The 20,146-nt window shown below is 65.5% G+C and carries 23 protein-coding genes and 1 pseudogene; 17 read left to right on the plus strand and 7 right to left on the minus strand.

What is annotated here, in order from left to right; translation table 11 throughout:
- Window positions 1-56: 56 nt before the first annotated feature.
- Window positions 57-452 (minus strand): cell division protein ZapA, encoded by a 396-nt coding sequence (locus tag RXV88_RS15525; protein ID WP_316294406.1) that lies wholly within the window; start codon window positions 450-452, stop codon window positions 57-59.
- Entirely contained in the window at window positions 452-994 is a 543-nt protein-coding gene (locus RXV88_RS15530; RefSeq protein ID WP_316294407.1) for a hypothetical protein, read from the minus strand. Before RXV88_RS15530 ends, RXV88_RS15525 begins: the two co-directional genes overlap by 1 nt.
- A gap of 206 nt (window positions 995-1,200) precedes the next feature.
- Here RXV88_RS15530 and tkt point away from each other — a divergent pair, with 206 nt between their 5' ends.
- Window positions 1,201-3,246 carry a transketolase gene (tkt, locus tag RXV88_RS15535; RefSeq protein ID WP_316294408.1) on the plus strand — a complete coding sequence of 682 codons (2,046 nt, stop codon included), beginning with the start codon at window positions 1,201-1,203 and terminating at the stop codon, window positions 3,244-3,246.
- Between the two features lie 114 nt (window positions 3,247-3,360).
- On the opposite strand, the gene RXV88_RS15540 is transcribed toward tkt, so the two are convergent.
- A complete protein-coding gene (locus tag RXV88_RS15540; protein ID WP_316294409.1) occupies window positions 3,361-4,329 on the minus strand; it encodes a DUF808 domain-containing protein in 969 nt (322 codons plus the stop codon).
- A gap of 267 nt (window positions 4,330-4,596) precedes the next feature.
- On the opposite strand from RXV88_RS15540, the gene gap (RXV88_RS15545) reads away from it, so the two are divergent.
- The 8 genes from gap (RXV88_RS15545) to RXV88_RS15580 all read left to right on the plus strand — a co-directional run bounded on the left by gap (RXV88_RS15545) (window position 4,597) and on the right by RXV88_RS15580 (window position 8,978).
- The gene (gene gap / locus RXV88_RS15545) at window positions 4,597-5,601 is read left to right on the plus strand and encodes a type I glyceraldehyde-3-phosphate dehydrogenase (RefSeq protein ID WP_316294410.1); all 1,005 of its coding nucleotides are present in this window, start codon (window positions 4,597-4,599) and stop codon (window positions 5,599-5,601) included.
- 203 nt (window positions 5,602-5,804) lie between these two features.
- Window positions 5,805-6,053, plus strand: a complete 249-nt coding sequence (locus tag RXV88_RS15550) for a PepSY domain-containing protein (protein WP_316294411.1) — start codon at window positions 5,805-5,807, stop codon at window positions 6,051-6,053.
- A 26-nt stretch (window positions 6,054-6,079) separates the two neighbouring features.
- Window positions 6,080-6,619 (plus strand): cytochrome b/b6 domain-containing protein, encoded by a 540-nt coding sequence (locus RXV88_RS15555; RefSeq protein ID WP_316294412.1) that lies wholly within the window; start codon window positions 6,080-6,082, stop codon window positions 6,617-6,619.
- Window positions 6,616-7,128, plus strand: a complete 513-nt coding sequence (locus tag RXV88_RS15560) for a helix-turn-helix transcriptional regulator (protein WP_316294413.1) — start codon at window positions 6,616-6,618, stop codon at window positions 7,126-7,128. Before RXV88_RS15555 ends, RXV88_RS15560 begins: the two co-directional genes overlap by 4 nt.
- A gap of 49 nt (window positions 7,129-7,177) precedes the next feature.
- Complete coding sequence (locus RXV88_RS15565) at window positions 7,178-7,321, plus strand: hypothetical protein (protein ID WP_316294414.1); 144 nt, start codon at window positions 7,178-7,180, stop codon at window positions 7,319-7,321.
- Window positions 7,322-7,434: 113 nt separating this feature from the next.
- The gene (gene gap, locus RXV88_RS15570; protein ID WP_316294415.1) at window positions 7,435-8,439 is read left to right on the plus strand and encodes a type I glyceraldehyde-3-phosphate dehydrogenase; all 1,005 of its coding nucleotides are present in this window, start codon (window positions 7,435-7,437) and stop codon (window positions 8,437-8,439) included.
- A gap of 173 nt (window positions 8,440-8,612) precedes the next feature.
- Window positions 8,613-8,783: a hypothetical protein gene (locus tag RXV88_RS15575; protein WP_316294416.1), complete on the plus strand. Its 171-nt coding sequence runs from the start codon at window positions 8,613-8,615 to the stop codon at window positions 8,781-8,783.
- Window positions 8,784-8,819: 36 nt separating this feature from the next.
- Window positions 8,820-8,978 carry a hypothetical protein gene (locus RXV88_RS15580; protein WP_316294417.1) on the plus strand — a complete coding sequence of 53 codons (159 nt, stop codon included), beginning with the start codon at window positions 8,820-8,822 and terminating at the stop codon, window positions 8,976-8,978.
- A 58-nt stretch (window positions 8,979-9,036) separates the two neighbouring features.
- On the opposite strand, the gene coaD is transcribed toward RXV88_RS15580, so the two are convergent.
- The 3 genes from coaD to RXV88_RS15595 form a co-directional block, all read right to left on the minus strand.
- On the minus strand, window positions 9,037-9,528 hold the full coding sequence (coaD, locus tag RXV88_RS15585; protein ID WP_316294418.1) for a pantetheine-phosphate adenylyltransferase: 492 nt from the start codon (window positions 9,526-9,528) through the stop codon (window positions 9,037-9,039).
- An 87-nt stretch (window positions 9,529-9,615) separates the two neighbouring features.
- Window positions 9,616-10,053, minus strand: a complete 438-nt coding sequence (locus tag RXV88_RS15590) for a CBS domain-containing protein (RefSeq protein WP_316294419.1) — start codon at window positions 10,051-10,053, stop codon at window positions 9,616-9,618.
- A gap of 82 nt (window positions 10,054-10,135) precedes the next feature.
- A complete protein-coding gene (locus tag RXV88_RS15595; protein WP_316294420.1) occupies window positions 10,136-11,041 on the minus strand; it encodes a LysR family transcriptional regulator in 906 nt (301 codons plus the stop codon).
- Between the two features lie 100 nt (window positions 11,042-11,141).
- Here RXV88_RS15595 and RXV88_RS15600 point away from each other — a divergent pair, with 100 nt between their 5' ends.
- From RXV88_RS15600 to RXV88_RS15610, 3 genes are all read left to right on the plus strand, one after another.
- Complete coding sequence (locus tag RXV88_RS15600; RefSeq protein WP_316294421.1) at window positions 11,142-12,641, plus strand: CoA-acylating methylmalonate-semialdehyde dehydrogenase; 1,500 nt, start codon at window positions 11,142-11,144, stop codon at window positions 12,639-12,641.
- Between the two features lie 198 nt (window positions 12,642-12,839).
- Window positions 12,840-13,256 carry a hypothetical protein gene (locus RXV88_RS15605; RefSeq protein ID WP_316294422.1) on the plus strand — a complete coding sequence of 139 codons (417 nt, stop codon included), beginning with the start codon at window positions 12,840-12,842 and terminating at the stop codon, window positions 13,254-13,256.
- A gap of 61 nt (window positions 13,257-13,317) precedes the next feature.
- Entirely contained in the window at window positions 13,318-14,445 is a 1,128-nt protein-coding gene (locus tag RXV88_RS15610) for a carboxylate-amine ligase (protein ID WP_316294423.1), read from the plus strand.
- A gap of 122 nt (window positions 14,446-14,567) precedes the next feature.
- Here the strand turns inward: RXV88_RS15610 and RXV88_RS15615 are convergent, their stop codons facing one another.
- On the minus strand, window positions 14,568-15,962 hold the full coding sequence (locus tag RXV88_RS15615) for a hypothetical protein (protein ID WP_316294424.1): 1,395 nt from the start codon (window positions 15,960-15,962) through the stop codon (window positions 14,568-14,570).
- Between the two features lie 170 nt (window positions 15,963-16,132).
- On the opposite strand from RXV88_RS15615, the gene RXV88_RS15620 reads away from it, so the two are divergent.
- The 5 genes and pseudogenes from RXV88_RS15620 to RXV88_RS15640 all read left to right on the plus strand — a co-directional run bounded on the left by RXV88_RS15620 (window position 16,133) and on the right by RXV88_RS15640 (window position 19,963).
- Entirely contained in the window at window positions 16,133-17,272 is a 1,140-nt protein-coding gene (locus RXV88_RS15620) for an acyl-CoA dehydrogenase family protein (protein WP_316294425.1), read from the plus strand.
- Window positions 17,273-17,362: 90 nt separating this feature from the next.
- Window positions 17,363-18,364: pseudogene (locus RXV88_RS15625) on the plus strand (enoyl-CoA hydratase/isomerase family protein); the annotation flags it as partial.
- A complete protein-coding gene (gene mmsB, locus RXV88_RS15630; protein ID WP_410468831.1) occupies window positions 18,347-19,273 on the plus strand; it encodes a 3-hydroxyisobutyrate dehydrogenase in 927 nt (308 codons plus the stop codon). The pseudogene RXV88_RS15625 and the gene mmsB, both read left to right, overlap by 18 nt.
- A gap of 68 nt (window positions 19,274-19,341) precedes the next feature.
- Window positions 19,342-19,545, plus strand: coding sequence for a DUF2892 domain-containing protein (locus RXV88_RS15635; RefSeq protein ID WP_316294426.1), 204 nt, complete (start codon window positions 19,342-19,344; stop codon window positions 19,543-19,545).
- Between the two features lie 112 nt (window positions 19,546-19,657).
- Window positions 19,658-19,963: an excinuclease ABC subunit A gene (locus tag RXV88_RS15640; protein WP_316294427.1), complete on the plus strand. Its 306-nt coding sequence runs from the start codon at window positions 19,658-19,660 to the stop codon at window positions 19,961-19,963.
- Window positions 19,964-20,146: the final 183 nt, after the last annotated feature.

The following is a 20,146-nucleotide window of genomic DNA, read 5'->3' on the forward strand; positions in this document are numbered from 1 at the left end:
GGGGTTGACCCCGCCCGGCCCGGCGCTTCGACGCCGGGCTCCGGGCGCCTCTATTGTCAGCGCCCGGCCTTTTCCTCGACCTCTGCGGCGATGGATTCGGCGCGCGCGGCGATTTCCGCCAATGTCTCGGTAACGGCCTCCGGCACCACCGGCACCTCGACGCGCTCGGGTTCGGGCGCGGGGCGTTCCTGCCAGTAGCGCAGATCCGATTGCAGCGTGCCGACGCGGTCCTCGGCCTCGCGCAGACGATCCTCCAGCCCGGCCGTCTTGTCGGCCAGCATCAGCCCGGCCATCAGCAGCATCCGTGCCTCGGGCATCCGCCCGATCTGGTCCACCAGCACCTGCGCTTCGTTGTCCAAAAGCTTGGCGGCGGTCAGCAGGTATTGCTCTTCGCCCTCCTGGCAGGCGACCTCGAAGGACCGGCCGCCGATCTGGATTTCAACCTCGGGCATCAGGCTGTCTCCCCTTCGTTCTCTGCCGGTTCCTGCGCCGCCTCGGCCAGCATCGGCTCGAGCGCATCGAGAATGGCGCGGGTTTCTGCGGCCTCGGTGGCGCGCGCGGCGCGGATGCTTTCCAGCTCGGCCAGCATCGCCTTGTTGATCAAATGCGGCTCGCCAACGTTTTCCTCAAGCGCAGCGCGCATTTCCTGATTGGTGACGCGGAGCATCTCATTGGCCTTGCGCAGGCGCTGCAGCTCGCCGTCCAGCCGCTCCATGCTTTCGCGATGTGCGGCCAGTTGTTCCTGCAGACCCGCGACCTGCCCGTCCTGGCGGTCGTGCAGCGCGCGCACCCGCTCTTCGAGCTGCGCATTGGCCAGCTTTTCGTCCTCCAGCGCGGCGCGCAGCCCGACGACTTCGTCGCTGTCGCCTGCCTCCGGCGTCGCCTCGGCCTCGGGCGCCGGGGCCGCCGCGCCCGCGTCCAGCGCCTCGACACCCTGCGCAATGCGGTCCAGCGCCTGGGTGATGCGCCGCTCCAACTCATCGATCTGGGTCATAGGATGTGTCCCTTGGTCTGCCCCGGGGCTGTTGTCGCGCTCCGCGCCATCGCACGAATCGCCGCCGCCCCGTTTCCGCACAGTTTACCAATCGAAACCGGAAAAAGCGCCCCCTTATGTGTCAAGGCCTTACCGGGCGAGCTTGATCTTGGGGACGGGGCTGGTATTCAGCCTGCAACGCAGCCCAGATAAAGGACGTAAGCCCCGTGGACATCCAAGCGCTGAAAGCCGCCCACCCCGATCACTGGAACCGCGCCGCCGCAATCCGCGCCCTGGCGCTCGACGCCGTGGCCGCCGCCAATTCCGGCCACTCCGGCATGCCCATCGGCATGGCCGACGTCGCCACCGTGCTTTACTCGAAGCATCTGAAGTTCGACGCCGCCAACCCCACCTGGCCCGACCGCGACCGGTTCATCCTGTCGGCGGGTCACGGTTCGATGCTGCTTTACGCGCTGCTCTATCTCTGCGGCGATGCCGAGATCACGCTGGACGAGATCAAGAACTTCCGCCAGTGGGGCTCGCGCACCGCGGGCCACCCCGAAAACACCCACGCCACCGCGGTCGAGACCACGACCGGCCCGCTGGGTCAGGGGATTTCCAACTCGGTCGGCTTTGCCATCGCCGAGGAAGCGCTGCGCGCGCGCTTCGGGCAAAAGCTGGTCGATCACCACACCTATGTCATCGCCGGCGACGGCTGCCTGATGGAGGGCGTCAGCCACGAGGCCATCGGCCTCGCCGGCCGCTATGGCCTGGGACGGCTGATCGTATTCTGGGACAACAACGACATCACCATCGACGGCAAGGTGTCGCTGTCGGACCGCACCGACCAGGTCGCACGCTTCAAGGCGGCGGGCTGGCACGTACAGGAAATCGACGGGCATAACCCCGATGAGATCGACGCTGCTATCGTGGCGGCCAAGGCCTCTGCCCAGCCCTCGATGATCGCCTGCAAGACCCATATCGCCCTGGGCCACGCAGCGCAGGACACCTCCAAGGGGCACGGCGCGCTGACCAACGCCGATCAGAACGCCGCCGCGAAAGAGGCCTGGGGCTGGACCACCGGCCCCTTCGAAGTGCCCGCCGACATCAAGACCTGGTGGGAAGAGGTCGGCGCGCGCGGCGCCGCCGACCGCGACGCCTGGGAGGCGCGTCTGGAAAAGGCGCCCAAGAACCGCCAGGCCGAATTCGCCCGCGTCATCGCCGGCAAGGCACCGAAAAAGCTCTCGGCCACCATCAAGGCGCTGAAAAAGCAGATCAGCGAAGCGCAGCCCAAGGTCGCCACGCGCAAATCCTCGGAAATGGTGCTCGAGGTGGTGAACCCGATCATGCCCGAGACCATCGGCGGCTCGGCCGACCTGACGGGGTCCAACAACACGCTGACCGCCGACATGGGTGTCTTTGACGAGACCAACCGCGGCGGGCGCTACATCTATTACGGCATCCGCGAACACGGCATGGCGGCGGCGATGAACGGCATGGCGCTGCACGGCGGCATCCGGCCCTATGGCGGCACGTTCATGTGCTTTACCGACTACGCCCGCCCCGCGATGCGTCTGGCCGCGCTGATGCAGGTGCCGGCGGTCTTTGTGATGACCCACGACAGCATCGGCCTGGGCGAGGACGGCCCGACCCACCAGCCGGTCGAGCATCTGGCGATCAGCCGCGCGACGCCCAACACGCTGGTGTTCCGCCCCGCCGACACGGTCGAAACCGCCGAGGCCTGGGAGATTGCGCTGACCCAGACCGGCACGCCGTCCGTGCTGTCGCTGACCCGCCAGGGCCTGCCGACGGTGCGCAAGGATCACAAGAACTCGAACCTGGTCGAGAAAGGCGCCTATGTGCTGGCCGATGCCGAGGGCAAGCGCCAGGCGATCCTGATGGCCACCGGGTCGGAGGTCGAGATCGCGCTGGCCGCGCGCGACATCCTGCAGGCCGAGGGGATCGGCACGCGGGTCGTGTCGATGCCCTGCTGGGAGCTTTTCGAGGCGCAGGACGAAGCCTACCGCAAACGCGTCCTGCCCGGCGGCCCGGTGCGCGTGGGCATCGAGGCGGGCATCCGCTTTGGCTGGGACCGCTGGCTCTTCGGCGAGCGCGGCAAGCGCGAGAAGTCGGGCTTTGTCGGGATGCACGGCTTCGGCGCCTCGGCCCCGGCGGACGTGCTCTACAAAGAGTTCGGCATCACGCCCGAGGCCACCGCGCAGAAAGTGCGCGACCTGATCGAAGGCCGCTGGCAACCCGATCCGCGCACGTAAGACACAGGTCCCGGACGTGATCCGGGACCTCTTCCGCGCCCAGACCAAGAGACCCCGGATCACCTCCGGGGTCTTTGCGTTTTGACGTGACGGATGTTTCGGGGAACGAAGCTCTCAGTGGGCGCTCTTCTTGCCGCTGACAGCCGCGATGGCCGGGCCGACGATCCGGGTTGCGATGGGGATCAGGATCAGCCCGTAGATCAGGCCGAAGACCCCGTCCAGCGCCGCCGTCACCGCCCATTGCGCCGCGCCTGCGATCTGCGGCAGGGCGTGGGCCGCGGCCTCGGCCAGCACCTCGATACTGTGGCCCGGCTCGGCGATGTGGTATTCGTGAAAGCCGTGCAGCATGATCGACCCGCCGACCCACAGCATGGCCGCGGTGCCGACGACGGACAGCACCTTGAGCAGCACCGGCATGAATTTTACCAGCCCGCGCCCAAAGCCGCGCCCCGCCCCCGTCCGCGCGTTCTGCGCCAGAAAGAGCCCCACGTCGTCCATCTTGACGATCAGCCCGACCGATCCGTAGACCGCCACAGTCACGCCCACCCCCACGACCGCCAGCGTCGCGGCCTGGAGATAGACGTTCGGCGCCTCGATCGCGGCCAGCGCGATGGTCATGATCTCGGCCGAGAGGATGAAATCGGTCTTGATCGCGCCGCGGACCTTTTCCTCTTCCAGATGGCCCGGATCCTTGACCGACATATCCGCCTCGACCCGGGCGTCGGCATGGGGAAAGAGCGCGTGGAATATCTTTTCCGCCCCTTCGAAACATAAATAGGACCCGCCCAGCATCAGCAGCGGCGTGATCAGCCAGGGCGCAAAATTGGCCAGCAGCATGGCCAGCGGCAAGAGGATCACCAGCTTGTTGAAGAACGACCCTCGCGTGATCCGCCAGATGATCGGCAGTTCGCGCGCGGGCGCGAAGCCCTGCACGTATTTCGGCGTCACCGCTGCGTCGTCGATAATCACGCCCGCCGTCTTGCTGCCGGCCTTGGCGGCGGCGGCGGCGACATCGTCCACGCTTGTGGCCGCGACCTTGGCAATGGCCGCGACATCGTCCAGCAGCGCCAGCAAACCGCTCATGCAACATCTCCCTCGTTCTGGCGCCAAACTAGCCTGTGTCGCCGCCCATGCAACCGCGCAGTGCCGGACCGCCGCCCGGGCGTGACGATTCCCCATCCCGATGGCGGCCCAAGGCCGTTACCGCAAACGCGCCGGATCGTTAGCGCCACCATCCGCGCGGTCCGGAAATTTAACGCTAACATATTGCCAAAAAAGCAAAATCCGCCTTCCTGCCTGGCGCATACTTTCGTATACGACTGCAAAGGCAATCGCGCAGGAGACCCGATCATGACCGTGACCCTAGGCATCAACGGCTTTGGCCGCATCGGGCGCTGCACCCTCGCCCATATCGCTGAATCCGCGCGCAACGACGTGCAGGTGGTCAAGATCAACGCCACCGGCCCGATCGAGACCAACGCCCATCTGCTGCGCTACGACAGCGTCCACGGCCGCTTCGGCGGCGAGGTGCGGGTCGACGGCAACACCATGGACCTGGGCCGCGGCCCGATGGAGGTCTTCTCGACCTATGAGCCCGCAGAGCTCGACTGGTCGGGCTGTGACGTGGTGCTGGAATGCACTGGCAAGTTCAACGACGGGCAGAAATCCGCCGTGCACCTTGAGCGTGGTGCCAAGAAGGTGCTGATCTCGGCGCCCGCGTCGAATGTCGACCGCACCGTGGTCTACGGCGTCAACCACCGCGACATGCTGGCGGACGAGCGGATGATCTCGAACGGGTCCTGCACCACCAACTGCCTGGCCCCGCTGGCCAAGGTGCTGGACGAGGCCATTGGCATCGAAAGCGGCATCATGACCACAATCCACAGCTACACCGGCGACCAGCCGACGCTGGACCGCCGGCACAAGGACCTTTACCGCGCGCGCGCCGCGGCAATGGCGATGATCCCCACCTCCACCGGGGCCGCGAAGGCGCTGGGGGAAGTGCTGCCGAACCTCGCGGGCAAGCTCGACGGCACCGCCATGCGCGTGCCCACGCCCAACGTCAGCGCCGTGGACCTGACGTTCGAGGCGGGCCGCGACGTGACCGCCGAGGATGTCAACGAGGTGGTGGCCGAGGCTGCCGCGGGCCGCATGGGCACCGTGCTGGCCTACGACCCCGAGCCCAAGGTTTCGATCGACTTCAACCACACCACCGCCAGCTCGATCTTTGCGCCCGACCAGACCAAGGTCGTGGGCCGCCGCCTGGTGCGGGTGCTGGCGTGGTACGACAACGAATGGGGCTTTTCGGCGCGCATGGCCGATGTCGCCTCGGCGATGGGGCGTCTGCTGCACTGACCCGACCTTTACGCGCAAGACCAAGGCCCGGATCGACAAGATCCGGGCTTTTTTCGTGCCGACCGGCGGGGAACCGCTCTAAACCGGGGGTGTAGAGGCGGTCAGCCGGTCGCCAGTCCAATGGTCCGACGCGCCTCCATGCCCTTTTTACGGAAAGACCCGCGGCACTCCCGCCCGGGTCTTCCCAAGGAAAGGACACCGACATGACCCGCATTCTCACCCTCACCCTCGCCGCCCTTCTGCCCGTGGCCGCCTTTGCCTCTGGCGACGATGCGCTGGACGCCACCACCGCCGACCAGATCCGCACCCGGCTGACCGCCGAAGGCTACTACGTGCGCAAGATCGAACGCGAGGACGGCATGATCGAGGTTTACGCCCTGAAGGACGGCCAGAAATACGAGCTTTATCTCGACGCCGCGCTGAACGTCGTGCGCAGCAAGATCGACGACTGATCCGCGCCCCGAAGAGGGAACACATCATGAGAACCTATCGCATCTGGGATCCCTTCGTGCGGCTCTTTCACTGGTCGCTGGTGATCGGCTTTACCGCCAACGCGTTTTTCATCGACGACGACAGCGCGCAGCACGAATGGGTCGGCTATGCCGTGGTTGCGCTGATCGCGCTGCGGCTGGTCTGGGGGCTGATCGGCCCGCGCTACGCGCGGTTTGCCAGCTTCTGGCCCAGGCCGCAGGGCATTCGGGACCAGCTTTCCGACCTCGCCACCGGCCGCCGCCGCGTGCATCTGGGGCATACGCCGCTGGGCGGCGTGATGATCCTGAACCTGCTGGGCACGATCCTGCTGCTCGGTCTGACCGGCTGGCTGATGACCACCACGGCCTTTTGGGGCGTCGAATGGGTGGAAGAGGCGCATGAGGCCCTTGTGCTCTGGGCTGAATTCAGCATCGTTCTGCATATCGCCGCCGTGCTGTGGGAAAGCCTGCGCACCGGTGTCAACCTGCCCCGCGCCATGGTCACAGGACGCAAAGACATGCCCGACAACGCCCGTATCGCCCCATGAGCCCAGCCGCGACCGAGGCCAAACCGCTCGCCCTGCTGGTCCTGATCGCCGCGCAAAGCTTTTGCGCGGCCTTCTTTCTGTGGGACGTGGCCGCCGACGGCGGGGCCCTGGGCTGGGCGGCGCTGCGCTCGGCGCATTTCCTGATCGAGCTTCTGGCGGCGCTGGCGCTGGTGGCGGCGGTGATCTTCGAGACGCGCTACCTGCTGCGGCTGCTGCGCCGCAAGGCGCATCTGGAAGAACAGCTGGGCCTCGCCGCCGGGGCGTTTCACGATATCGTCACCGACCGGTTCCAGCGCTGGGGGCTGACGCCGTCGGAACAGGATGTGGCGATGTTCCTGCTCAAGGGCTTCGGCATCCCCGAAATCGCCCAATTGCGTGGCAGCGCCGAGGGCACGGTCAAGGCGCATCTCAATGGCATCTACCGCAAGGCCGATGTGACCGGGCGCGGGGCCTTCGTCAGCCTTTTCATCGAGGACCTGATGAGCGGCCTCCCCCAAGATCGCGGATGACAGCGCCCCGCCCGTCTGACACAAGAGCCCCGAAAAGACGGAGCCAGTCATGACCAATTCCATCGCCATCGCCCTCGGCCTGCTGATCGTCGGGCTGCTGGGTTTGGATTACCTGGTGTTCGGCTCTGACCACCTGATTTTTCTGGGCAAGAAGTTCTTTGAACTGCTCGATTGGGTGGCCTTCTGGCGTTGATCCCGCGTCCCTGTTGACCCCGCGCGCCATGCGCCCCACCTTGACCTTGGACGGATTATCTGGTCGTTAGCGGTAACATCCGCAAAACGACGCCAAGCAGCGAGGAGATTTTCATGACCGTCAAGGTTGCCATCAACGGATTTGGACGCATCGGGCGCAACGTTCTGCGCGCGATCATCGAGTCGGGCCGCACCGATATCGAGGTGGTCGCGATCAACGATCTGGGCCCGGTAGAGACCAACGCCCATCTGCTTCAATACGACAGCGTGCACGGCCGCTTCCCGGTCGAGGTGAAGACGGGCGAGAATTCGATCGACGTGGGCCGTGGCCCGATCGCCGTCACCGCGATCCGCAACCCGGCCGACCTGCCGTGGAAGCACATCGACGTGGTGATGGAATGCACCGGCATCTTCACCAGCAAGGAGGCCTGCAAGGCGCATCTGGAAAACGGATCGAGCCGGGTGCTGATCTCGGCCCCGGGCAAGGATGCCGACAAGACCATCGTCTACGGGGTCAACCACGACACGCTGACCAGCGACGATATCATCGTGTCCAACGCCTCTTGCACCACCAACTGCCTGTCGCCGGTGGCCAAGGTGCTGCACGACACCATCGGCATCACCCGCGGTTTCATGACCACGATCCACAGCTATACCGGCGACCAGCCGACGCTGGACACGATGCACAAGGATCTCTACCGCGCCCGCGCGGCGGCTATGTCGATGATCCCCACCTCGACCGGTGCTGCCAAGGCCGTGGGGCTGGTGCTGCCCGAGCTGAACGGCAAGCTCGACGGCGTGGCGATCCGCGTGCCGACGCCCAACGTGTCGGTCGTCGACCTGACCTTCGAGGCCGCCCGCGCCACCAGCGCCGATGAAATCAACGACGCCATCCGCAAGGCCGCCGCCGCTGCCCCGCTCAAGGGCATTCTGGGGGTGACCGACGCCAAGCTGGTCAGCATGGATTTCAACCACGACCCGCATTCCTCGGTCTTCGCCACCGATCAGACCAAGGTCATGGACGGCACCATGTGCCGGATCCTGACGTGGTACGACAACGAATGGGGGTTCTCGAACCGCATGGCCGACACCGCCGTGGCGATGGGCAAGCTCATCTGACCCCTTCGCCCTCGGCGAAAAACCCAAGGCCCGGTCCCCGCGACCGGGCCTTTTTCATGCGCGCCCGCCATGCATCCAGTGCATCGGGGCTTTCCGTTTTCGTCAATTGTGCTGCGCTGCAGCAAGCATATGTTAGCGCCAACGGAAACGAAGAAAGGCGAAAGGAGACAATCATGACGCTGCTCTCCACCCTGCGCACGAACATCGCCAAGCGTGCACAATACCGGCGCACCGTTCAGGAACTGCGGCACCTGCCGCTGGACGTGGCGCTGGACCTCGACATCAATCCCGGCGACGCCGAGCGGATCGCCGCCCGTGCCGTCTATGGCAACAATGCGCTGTAACCCACTGCGCAACCGAGATTTTCAAGGAACGAACCCATGACCCATCTGATGCAGAACTGGCGCAACCGGATCGCCAAACGCGCCGCCTTCTCCGACACGCTGCACGAGTTGCAGAGCCTGCCGCTTAACGTGAAACTCGACCTCGACATCGCGGGGATCGAAAGCAAAGTGGCCGCGCGCGCCGTCTACGGCTAAGCCCCGCACCACGGACAAAGGCCGCCCCCCGGGGCGGCCTTTTGCGTTTCAGCGCCGCTCAGGTGAATTTGCGCTGCAAGGCCTGCGCCACCGGAGGGGTGACGAATTTCGACACATCCCCGCCCAGCCGCGCGATTTCCTTGACCAGCTTCGAGGCGATCGCCTGATGCCGCGCCTCGGCCATCAGGAACACCGTCTCGATACTGTCGTCCAGCGCGCGGTTCATGCCGACCATCTGGAATTCATATTCGAAATCCGCCACCGCGCGCAGGCCGCGGACGATAATCTGCGCGCCCACATCGCGGGCACAGTCGATCAGCAGGTTCTCGAACGGATGGACGACGATCTCGACGCCGGTCTGTTCGGACAGGCTGGCGCATTCCGCCTCGATCATCGCGACCCGCGCGTCGAGATCGAAGAGCGGCCCCTTGTCGCGGTTGATCGCCACGCCAATCACCAGACGGTCCACCAGCAGGGTGGCGCGGCGGATGATGTCGATATGCCCATGGGTAATGGGGTCGAAAGTGCCGGGGTAAAGGCCGATGCGCATGTCGCTCCCCTTATCTGTGGTCGCGGGGACGCAACAATATTGCGCGGCGGATTGCAAGGCGAATCCGGTCCCGGGTCCGGAGTGGTGTCACCACTGGCCTGTGATCATGCCTTCCAGCGCGTCTTTTTCCATCGACAGCTCGGACAGCCGTGCCTTGACCACGTCGCCCAGCGTTATGAGACCGATCAGCTTGCCGTCCTCGACCACCGGCATGTGGCGGAACCGGCCTTCGGTCATCTGCTGCAGGATATGGTCGGCGCTGTCGCCGCGGGTGCAGGTGACCAGCTTGGAGGTCATGTAGGCATCCACCGCCTCGTCCAGACAGCCGCCGCCGCGCGCGGCAAGCTCGCGCACAATATCGCGCTCGGACAGGATGCCCTCGGCCGTCGTGCCATCGGTCGAGATCACCACCGTCCCGATGCGCTTGTCTGCGAGGATCTTCGCCGCCTCGGCCACCTTGGTTCCGGGCGGAACCGTGACGACAGAGTCATCCGCCTTGCTTTTCAGGATGTTGAGAACCTGCATGGACACCTCCTCCTAGGTCTTGCAAGACCAGCGTTGCCGCCCGCAGCGCACCTGTCAAGCCGCGACAATCGTCGCATTGGCATCAATCGGCGGGCAAACTCCCCTCCAGCCGCTGAATTTCGCCGCGCAGGCCGGTCGCCACGGCCTCGGCCAGCCGGTTCAGGCGCTCCAGCCGACGGTCGTCGGCGTGGCGCACCATGTAGAAGCTGCGGCGCAGGCGGAAGGCCCCGGGCAACAGCCGCCGCACCTCGGGCGCGGTCGGCAGGGCGAAATCGTGCACGATGCCGACCCCGCCCCCCTGACGCACCGCGCTGAACTGCACCGCCACCGAATTCGAGGCCAGATGCACCCGTTCGAGACCGGTGTCGGTCAGGTAATCCAGCTCTTTGTCAAAGATCATGTCTGGGATGTAGCCGACCACTCGGTGATGCCGCAGGTCGTCCAGCGCGGCGATCGGCGGGGACGTTGCCAGGTATCCCTCGCTCGCGGCCAGCGACAGGTGGTAATCGCAAAGCTTCTGCACCAGCAGCCGCCCCGCGCTCGGCGGGCTGACGGTGATCGCAAGATCGGCCTCGCGCCGCGACAGGTTGACCACCCGTGGCAGGGCGAGGATCTGGATATCCAGATCGGGATTCGCCGCGACCAGCGCGGCACAGACTTGCGGCAGCACGAAATTCGCGCAGCCGTCCGGCGCGCCGATGCGCAACTGCCCGCTCAGCCCTTCCGACGCGCCCACGGCGGCCTCTTGCGCCGCCTGCATCGCCTGTTCCGCCGCCTCGGCATGGCGCGTCAGCCGCGCGCCCGCGTCGGTCAGCGCATAGCCCTGGGGGCTCTTGGCGAAAAGCGGCACGCCCAGCCGCGCCTCGAGCCGCGCGATGCGCCGGCCCACGGTGGCCGGATCCATCCGCAGACCCCGCCCCGCCGCCGACAGGCTTTCGCTGCGCGCAACGGACAGGAAGATGCGCATGTCGTCCCAGCTCTCGGCCATGATCAACCTTGCATTTTTGCAAAACCTTTTTGGTAACTTGCCTCTGTTTCCCGCATTTTTGCAAGGGTAGAAAGGCGCGAACCTTATGGGAGGATGCGACATGCAGGAACTTCATCACTACATCAACGGCCAGCTGGTCAAAGGCAGCTCGGGCCGTTTCGCCGACGTCTTCAACCCCGCCACCGGCGAGGTGCAGGCCAAATGCCCGCTGGCCAGCCGCAACGAGATGGATGCCGCCATCGCCGCCGCCGCCGAGGCGCAGCCGGCCTGGGGCGCCACCAACCCGCAGCGCCGTGCGCGGGTGATGATGAAGGTCGTCGATCTTCTGAACCGCGACATGGACAAGCTGGCCGAGGCGCTAAGCCGCGAGCACGGCAAGACCATCCCCGACGCCAAGGGCGACGTGCAGCGCGGGCTCGAGGTGATCGAGTTCTGTATCGGCGCGCCGCATCTGCTCAAAGGCGAATACACCGACGGCGCGGGCCCGGGCATCGACATGTATTCCATGCGCCAGCCGCTGGGCGTGGTGGCGGGCATCACGCCCTTCAACTTCCCCGCCATGATCCCGCTCTGGAAGATGGGCCCGGCGCTGGCCTGCGGCAACGCCTTTATCCTCAAGCCGTCCGAGCGCGACCCCTCGGTGCCGCTGATGCTGGCCGAAATCTTTAAAGAGGCCGGCCTGCCCGACGGCGTGCTGCAGGTGGTCAACGGCGACAAAGAGGCCGTCGACGCCATTCTTGAAAACGAAACCGTGCAGGCCGTGGGCTTTGTCGGCTCGACCCCGATCGCCGCCTATATCTATGCGAAGGGCTGCGAAAACGGCAAACGGGTGCAGTGCTTCGGCGGCGCCAAGAACCACATGATCGTCATGCCCGACGCCGATATGGACCAGGCCGCCGACGCGCTGGTGGGCGCGGGTTACGGCGCTGCGGGCGAACGCTGCATGGCGATCTCGGTCGCCGTGCCCGTGGGCGAGGAAACCGCCGACCGCCTGATCGAGGCGCTGGTGCCGCGCATCGAAAAGCTGAAGGTGGGCCCCTACACCGCCGGCAACGACATCGACTACGGCCCCGTGGTGACCGGCGCGGCCAAGCAGAACATCCTGAACCTGGTGCAATCGGGCATCGACCAGGGCGCCGAGCTGGTGGTCGACGGGCGCGACTTCAAGCTTCAGGGCTATGAAGACGGCTTTTTCGTGGGCCCGCATCTCTTTGACCGGGTGACGCCGGACATGGACATCTACCGCAAGGAAATCTTTGGCCCGGTCCTGTCGACCGTGCGTGCGGCCAGCTACGAAGAGGCCATCGGCCTGGCGATGGACCACGAATACGGCAACGGCACCGCGATCTTCACCCGCGACGGCGACGCCGCGCGCGATTTCGCCAGCCGGATCAACATCGGCATGGTGGGCATCAACGTTCCGATCCCGGTGCCGCTGGCCTATCACACCTTCGGCGGCTGGAAGAAATCGGGCTTCGGCGATCTGAACCAGCACGGGCCGGACAGCTTCAAGTTCTACACCCGCACCAAGACCGTCACGGCCCGCTGGCCGTCGGGCATCAAGGAAGGCGGCGAATTCAACTTCAAGGCGATGGACTGACCGGTCGCGAACCGCCGCAATTTTAATGATTATTCGACGGGCAGGCCTCTTCCGGCCTGCCCGTCTGCTTTTTTGCCCCGTGTGCAGCAGAGTTGACACGCCATCCCCCCAAATTTTCAACTGGAAATTGAAAGGCCTCTCCGAACTGTGCAGAGTCAAGGAACGAATGCGCAGATACCACATGTCCAGGAGAGTGATTTGCCAGCCACCTTCTCGGTTCTCAAAGCCCATAATCTCGTCTTGTTCCGTTTTCCCGACACTCTGACGCCCGAAATCAACCGGGCCGTGGTCAACGCGTATTTCGTTAGCCCGGAATATTGCGAAACCTTCGATTTTCTGGTCGATTTCTCGGACGGCCCGAGAATGGACATCACCTTTCACTCCATGATGCACATGGTGCTCCGGATGGAGCCGGTCCGTCGCCGACGCAGCCCAATGGCCCGTACGGCAATCTATGCGCCTGATGACCTCAGCTTTGGCGTCGCGCGAATGTACCAAAGCCTGGTCACCGCCGAAGAGTCCTGGCAAGTCGAGGTGTTTCGGGACGCCACGCCCGCGCTGGCCTTTCTCGGCCACGCCCCCGAATTGGCACCGGCGCTCTGTCTGACCCATTAACGCTTGCCCGGGCGGACAGGCTTTGGTCAACTGGCGGTCAAACGCCGGAGGAGCCAACCGCATGTCAGAGCCGGATTTCACCCTCGGGATCGAAGAGGAATACCTGCTGGTCGATCTCGACAGCATGGCGCTGGCCGAGGCGCCCGAGGGCCTGATGGAGGCCTGCGCCGCCGAGCTTGAAAACCAGGTCAGCCCCGAGTTCCTGCAATGCCAGATCGAGATCGGCACCAAGGTCTGCGCCGACATCGCCGCCGCGCGCGAGGATCTGAAACGCCTGCGCAGCACCGTGGCCCGCCACGCCAAAACCTATAACCTGGCGCCCATCGCCGCCTCGTGCCATCCGCTGGCGGATTGGAAGAACCAGCATCACACCGACAAGGACCGCTACAACGCGCTCAGCCGCGATCTGGGCGGTGTGGTGCGGCGGATGCTGATCTGCGGGATGCACGTGCATGTGGGGCTGAACGACGACACGCTGCGCGCCGACCTGATGCGGCAGCTCAGCTATTTCCTGCCGCATCTTCTGGCGCTTTCGACCTCTTCGCCGTTCTGGCAGGGGCAGGATACGGGGTTGGCCTCGTACCGGTTGACGGTGTTCGACAACCTGCCCCGCACCGGTCTGCCGCCGCAATTCGAGACCTGGCAGGAATACCGCCGCTCGGTGGATTCGCTGATCGACGTCGGCGTGATCGAGGACACGACCAAGATCTGGTGGGATCTGCGCCCCTCGGACCGGTTTCCGACGCTCGAGACCCGGATCATGGACGTGCAGCCGTTGATGGAGGACGCGCTGACGCTGGCGGCGATCAACCAATGCCTGCTGCGGATGCTCTGGCGGCTGCGCAAGGGCAACCTGCGCTGGCGGATCTACGACCGCTTCCTGATCGGCGAGAACCGCTGGCGCGCGCAGCGATACGGCGTGTCGGCGGGTCTGATCGACTTTGGCCGCGGCGAGATCGTGTCTTTCGAGGATCTGATGAACGAGCTGATGGAGATGATCGGCGAGGATGCGGGCGTCCTGTGCTGCTTGCCCGAGATCGAGAACGCCAAGCACATCGTGGCGCGGGGCACGTCGTCGACCCGGCAGCGCGCCGTGGCCGAGGCCGCCCATGCCGCCGGCGCCAGCCACGAGGAGCAGATGCGCGCCGTGGTCGGCCACCTTATCGAGGAATTCCACGATGGGCTTTAAGGGCCAAAGCCCCCGCAGCAAAGCAGACTAGCGTGAACTTCCGCCCCTAAAAGACTGATCTTAAATCATTTTGAGCCATGAAAAAGAGCGCGCACGGCCCCCCGCGCGCGCCCAAGCGATGTTTACGGCAACGGCGCCAGAGAGTCGAAGATGTGGCTCAGCCCCAGCCCCGAATCGCCACCGCCGGTGTTGTGACAGGTAAAGCAGCTGCGGGTCTGGTTCGGCTCCGCCGTGGTCAGCTGATGGAAGGTCTCCATCGTGGCATTGGCCAACCGCAGCCCTCCGCGCAGCGCCGGATCCTGGTCGCCATCGGGGATCTGCCCCTCTGCGGTCCAGATCCCGCCCAGCTGCAGGTAATTGCCACGCACGTCCCCCAGCCCCTGAAGCATGCCCAGCAAGGTGGCGTTCAGGCTGACCAGATCGGTGTTGTCCTGCGCCGCGCTGGTATCGGCCGGCGCCAAGCCCCAGGGGTTCTGCTGAACCACCGAAACCGGGCGAATCGTTTCGCCGCCCTTAGCGACGATGGCGTTCTTCGAGCTGTCGAAACTGGCCGCCTCGGTCACCGCCGCAGGCGCAGCACCGCCCGTGGGGAAGAAGATCCACTCGCCCGCCCCACTGAACGCCTGTTCCGCCGTCTGGCCCGAGGCGTTGAGATAGTAATAGGCCTGCGCCGGGGACACGCTGATATGTTCGAACGAGGACCAGACCATTTCCTTGTGCCCCTGCACCGGTGCCGCGATGTGCAGCCCCACCAGCGCCAGCGTGATGGTTTCGGTCCCGGTCACCGGCCATTCGGTATCCGAGCTGCGGTCGAAACTGGGCACCTCGGCGAGGATGGTGATGAACTGGCCCGCATCCACGGTCGAGGCGTCGACCCAGGCGGTCTTCAGCTCCATCGTCATGGCCTCCGCGTCGTCCAGCGGCGCCCCGACATATTTCGCGATCAGGTCCATATCCGCCTGGCTGATGGGAAAGTTCGTCTCCAGATCGGTGCCGTTGAACGCGCCCGCCTTGTTGCCGGTCAGGAACTGCGCGTAGATGTCGTTGGTGTGGATGCCGTAATAGGCCAGCGACCCGGCCTGCGACAGCAGCACGCCGCCGCCGCCCGCCTGGCCCGTGCCGCCGATCGAATCCTCCTTGCGGGTGCGCAGGGCAAAGGTATTGGCCGCCGCGCCCGAATTGTCCTCGAACGCGAACCCGCTGCTGGTCTCGACCACATCCAGGAACTGCGCGGAATCGAGCACGACGCCGCCATTGTCGGGACTGGTCAGCCACAGGAACATCTGCGCGCCCCAGCGGTAGAAATCGCATTTGGTGTTCTCGATCGGCGGAAAGGCAACGCTGTCCGCCGGGTCGACCTTGCCGCCGGCGGAGGCGGCGCCGGTGGCGAACCATCCGTCGAGCATCGTCGCCCCGACAGGGCAAGTGGGTTTGTAATCGCTTGGGAAGGTGGTCTGCGCCTCGGCTGCAAGGCCAAGAAATACGCCGCAGAAAAGCGCCGTGGAAAAGATTTTCATCACATTCTCCTGATTTGAAATGCACCCGCAGTGTTGCACGTAAGGGGAGATTGTTAAACAATTCTTTCAACTAATGGCCGGGGCTGAAAATTCCTAACTTGCGCTGCGCCCGGACTCCTGAAACAATCTTATTAAACAGATGTTCATTTCATCCGGCACATGAGGTTCCCATGGATTTCGCACTGAGCGAAGAGCAGACCGCCATCTTCGACATGGCCCATGCCTTCGGCCAAGAACGGATCGCCCCGCACGCCCGCGCATGGGAGGCCGAAGGCACCATCCCCAAAGAGCTCTGGCCGCAGCTGGCCGAACTGGGCTTCGGCGGGCTTTATGTCTCCGAAGAGGGCGGCGGCTCGGGGCTCGGGCGGCTCGACGCGACGCTGGTCTTCGAGGCGCTCAGCATGGCCTGCCCCTCGGTCGCGGCCTTCCTGTCGATCCACAACATGTGCGGCAGGATGCTCGACAGCTTCGCCTCGGACGACCTCAAGGCGCGCGTGATGCCCGACGTTCTGTCGATGCAGACGGTGCTCAGCTATTGCCTGACCGAACCGGGCAGCGGGTCCGACGCGGCGGCCCTGAAAACCCGCGCCGAAAAGACCAATGAGGGCTATCGCCTGACCGGCACCAAGGCGTTCATCTCGGGCGGCGGCTATTCGGACGCCTATATCGTGATGTGCCGCACCGGCGAGGACGGACCCAAGGGCATTTCCGCCGTGCTGGTCGAGGACGGGGCCGAGGGGCTCTCCTTCGGCGGGCTCGAGGACAAGATGGGCTGGCGCAGCCAACCCACCCGCCAGGTCCAGTTCGACGATTGCTTCGTGCCGATGGAGAACCGCATCGGCGACGAGGGCGCGGGCTTCCGATACGCCATGGCCGGGCTCGATGGCGGCCGCCTCAACATCGCCGCCTGCAGCCTCGGCGCCGCTCAGGCCGGGCTCGACGCCACGCTGGCCTACATGGCCGAGCGCAAGGCCTTCGGCAAGACCATCGACCAGTTCCAGGCGCTGCAGTTCCGCCTTGCCGACATGGAGATCTCCCTCCAGGCCGCCCGCACCTTCCTGCGCCAGGCCGCATGGAAGCTCGACACCGGCGCGCCCGACGCCACCCAATTCTGCGCCATGGCCAAGAAGCTCGTCACCGAGACCGGCTCGGATGTGGTCGACCAATGCCTCCAGCTGCATGGCGGCTACGGCTATCTCGCCGATTACGGCATCGAAAAGCTGGTCCGCGATCTGCGCGTGCATCAGATCCTCGAAGGCACCAATGAAATCATGCGGATGATTGTGGCCCGCCAGATGCTGGCGCGCTGAACCCCCCTCTTCTTCTTGGCAGAAATACTCCACGGGGGTCCGGGGGTGTGAAACCCCCGGCCCTGCCTCCAGCACAAGGGACCACCGCCGATGTCCGATTTCCACATCCGCACCGAGGGCCGCGCCGGCCGCATCACGCTGACCCGTCCCAAGGCGCTGAACGCGCTGACCTACGACATGTGCCTGGCGATCCACGCGGCACTCCTCAGCTGGCGCGAGGACCCCGAGGTCGCGCTGGTCCTGATAGACGCGACCGGTGACAAGGCCTTCTGCGCGGGCGGCGACATCGCCGAGATGTACGCCACCGGCACCGCGGGCGATTACGGCTATGGCCAGAAGTTCTGGCGCGACGAGTACCGCATGAACGCGCTCATCGCCGAATATCCCAAGCCCGTCGTCAGCTTCCTTCAGGGCTTTACCATGGGCGGCGGCGTCGGCGTGGGCTGTCACGGCAGCCACCGCATCGTCGGCGACAGCAGCCTCATTGCCATGCCCGAATGCGGCATCGGGCTGGTGCCGGATGTGGGCGGCTCTTGCCTTCTGGCCCGCGCGCCGGGGCGGCTGGGCGAATACCTCGGCCTGACGGCGGCGCGGATGGGTCCGGCGGATGCGATCCTCGCGGGCTTCGCCGACCGTTACGTCCCCGAAGCCGACTGGCCCTCGCTGATCGCGGCGCTCTGCGGCAGCGGCGACGCGGCCCTGATCCCCGAGACCGCGCCCCCCACCGGCACGCTGGCCGATCTGCAACCGCAGATCGACACGCTCTTCGGCGGCGAAACCCTGCGCGACATCATCAACCTGCTTGAGCAATCGGGCAGCGACTTTGCCCAGGGCGCGCTCAAGGCGATGGGGCGCAATAGCCCCCTCTCGATGGCCTGCACGCTGGAAGTCCTGCACCGTCTGCGGCAAGGAACGCCGACGATCCGCAAGGCGCTCGAGCTCGAGTACCGCTTCACCCACCGCGCGATGGAGCATGGCGACTTTCTCGAAGGCATCCGCGCCGCGATCATCGACAAGGACCGCAACCCCAAGTGGCGCCATGGCGGCACTGTCCCGGCGGCGGACATGTCGCGTATGCTGCGGCCGGTGACGGGTGAGAAACTGACATTCGAAGAGGAGGAGACCGCCATGCAGATCGGATTCATCGGGCTTGGCAACATGGGCGCGCCGATGGCCGCCAACCTGATCGCCGCAGGCCACAAGGTCACGGGGTTCGACGTGGCCGGCGTCACGGTCGAGGGCGCGACCATGGCCGGCACCGCGGCCGAGGCCGCGGCGGGCGCGGATGTGGTCATCACCATGCTGCCAAACGGCGCGATCCTGCGCGCCGTGGCAGACGAGGTGATCCCGGCGATGAAACCGGGGGCAGTGCTGCTCGATTGCTCGACGGTCGACGTGGCGTCGGCCCGAGCGGTGGCCGAAAAGGCGCACGCCGCGGGGCTGGGTGCGCTCGACGCGCCTGTCTCGGGCGGCATCGGCGGCGCGGCGGCGGGCACGCTTACCTTTATGGTGGGCGGCGACGACGCGGCCTTCGCCACCGCCAAGCCGCTTTTCGACATCATGGGCCAGAAGGCGGTGCATTGCGGCCCGGCGGGCAACGGACAGGCGGCCAAGATCTGCAACAACATGATCCTCGGCGTCACAATGATCGCCACCTGCGAGGCCTTCGCGCTGGCCGACAAGCTGGGCCTTTCGCGCGAGGCGATGTTCGACGTGGTCAGCACCTCTTCGGGCTATTCCTGGTCGATGAACGCCTATTGCCCTGCCCCCGGCGTCGGCCCGACCTCTCCGGCGGACAACGATTACAAACCCGGCTTCGCCGCCGAACTGATGCTCAAGGACCTCGGCCTCTCGCAAGAGGCCGCCGAGGCCGCCGATGCCGACACCCCCATGGGTCACGCCGCGCTCGAGCTCTACCGCCGCTTCGTCGAGGACGAAGATGGCAAGGGCCGCGATTTTAGCGCCATGCTGCCGAGGTTCGAGAAACGCTCGCGGAGTTGATCTGCGTCATGGCCCCCGATCCCGGAACCTGTCAGCGTTCCGACACGCTTTGTTGAAAGGGGGAAGACATGTTTGAGAAGAACATGGGAAAGACCGACCGCATGATCCGCGCGGTTTTGGGCGTGGTGCTGCTGATCCTGGCCTTCGCGTCGCTGTCCGGCGGCTGGGCCTGGATCGCCGGGATCGTCGGCATCGTCATGCTGGCCACCGCCGCCATGGGCTCCTGCCCGCCCTACAGCCTGCTCGGCATCAACACGGGCAAGAACGACTGACCCGATCGACTTGGCGGCATTTCGCCGACCGCCCCCGCGCGTTCGGAACGGTGCGGACGGGGGGTGCGTTTCGCGTACATAATCGTTGAAACGACAGACAAGGACGACCGCCATGCACCGCTTTTTCCTGACCTGCGCCGCAGCGCTTGCCCTCGCCGCTCCGGTTGCGGCCGCGCCCAAGGATTGCCCGCCGGGATTGGCCAAGAAATCGCCGTCCTGCGTGCCGCCGGGGCAAGCCAAGCGCTATGGCGTGGGCGAGCGTATCGGAGGCGAGTACCGTGTGATCCGCGATCCGGGCCGCTGGGACCTGGATCCCGACAGCACCTATTACCGTGTCGGCGATTTCGTCTATCGCGTCGACCGCGAAACGCGCGAAGTGCTCGACCTGATCGGCGCCGTGGCGGCGGTGCTGGACTAAGCCGCTACTCCGCCAGCCACCCGGCGCGTTCGTCGCTGGTTTCAGACAGGCACGGACTTTCCTGGGTCTGCATAATCGAATAACGGCGGCTCCCGCAGAGAGAATTCTAAAGCGTCATCCTTGAAATCTGAATCGATGGGATTTCCACGTGCCGGATTTTGTGATTCACCATATGTGGAGGTG

The sequence above is a fragment of the Aestuariicoccus sp. MJ-SS9 genome, from assembly GCF_032586235.1.
Classification (GTDB): Bacteria; Pseudomonadota; Alphaproteobacteria; order Rhodobacterales; family Rhodobacteraceae; genus Aestuariicoccus.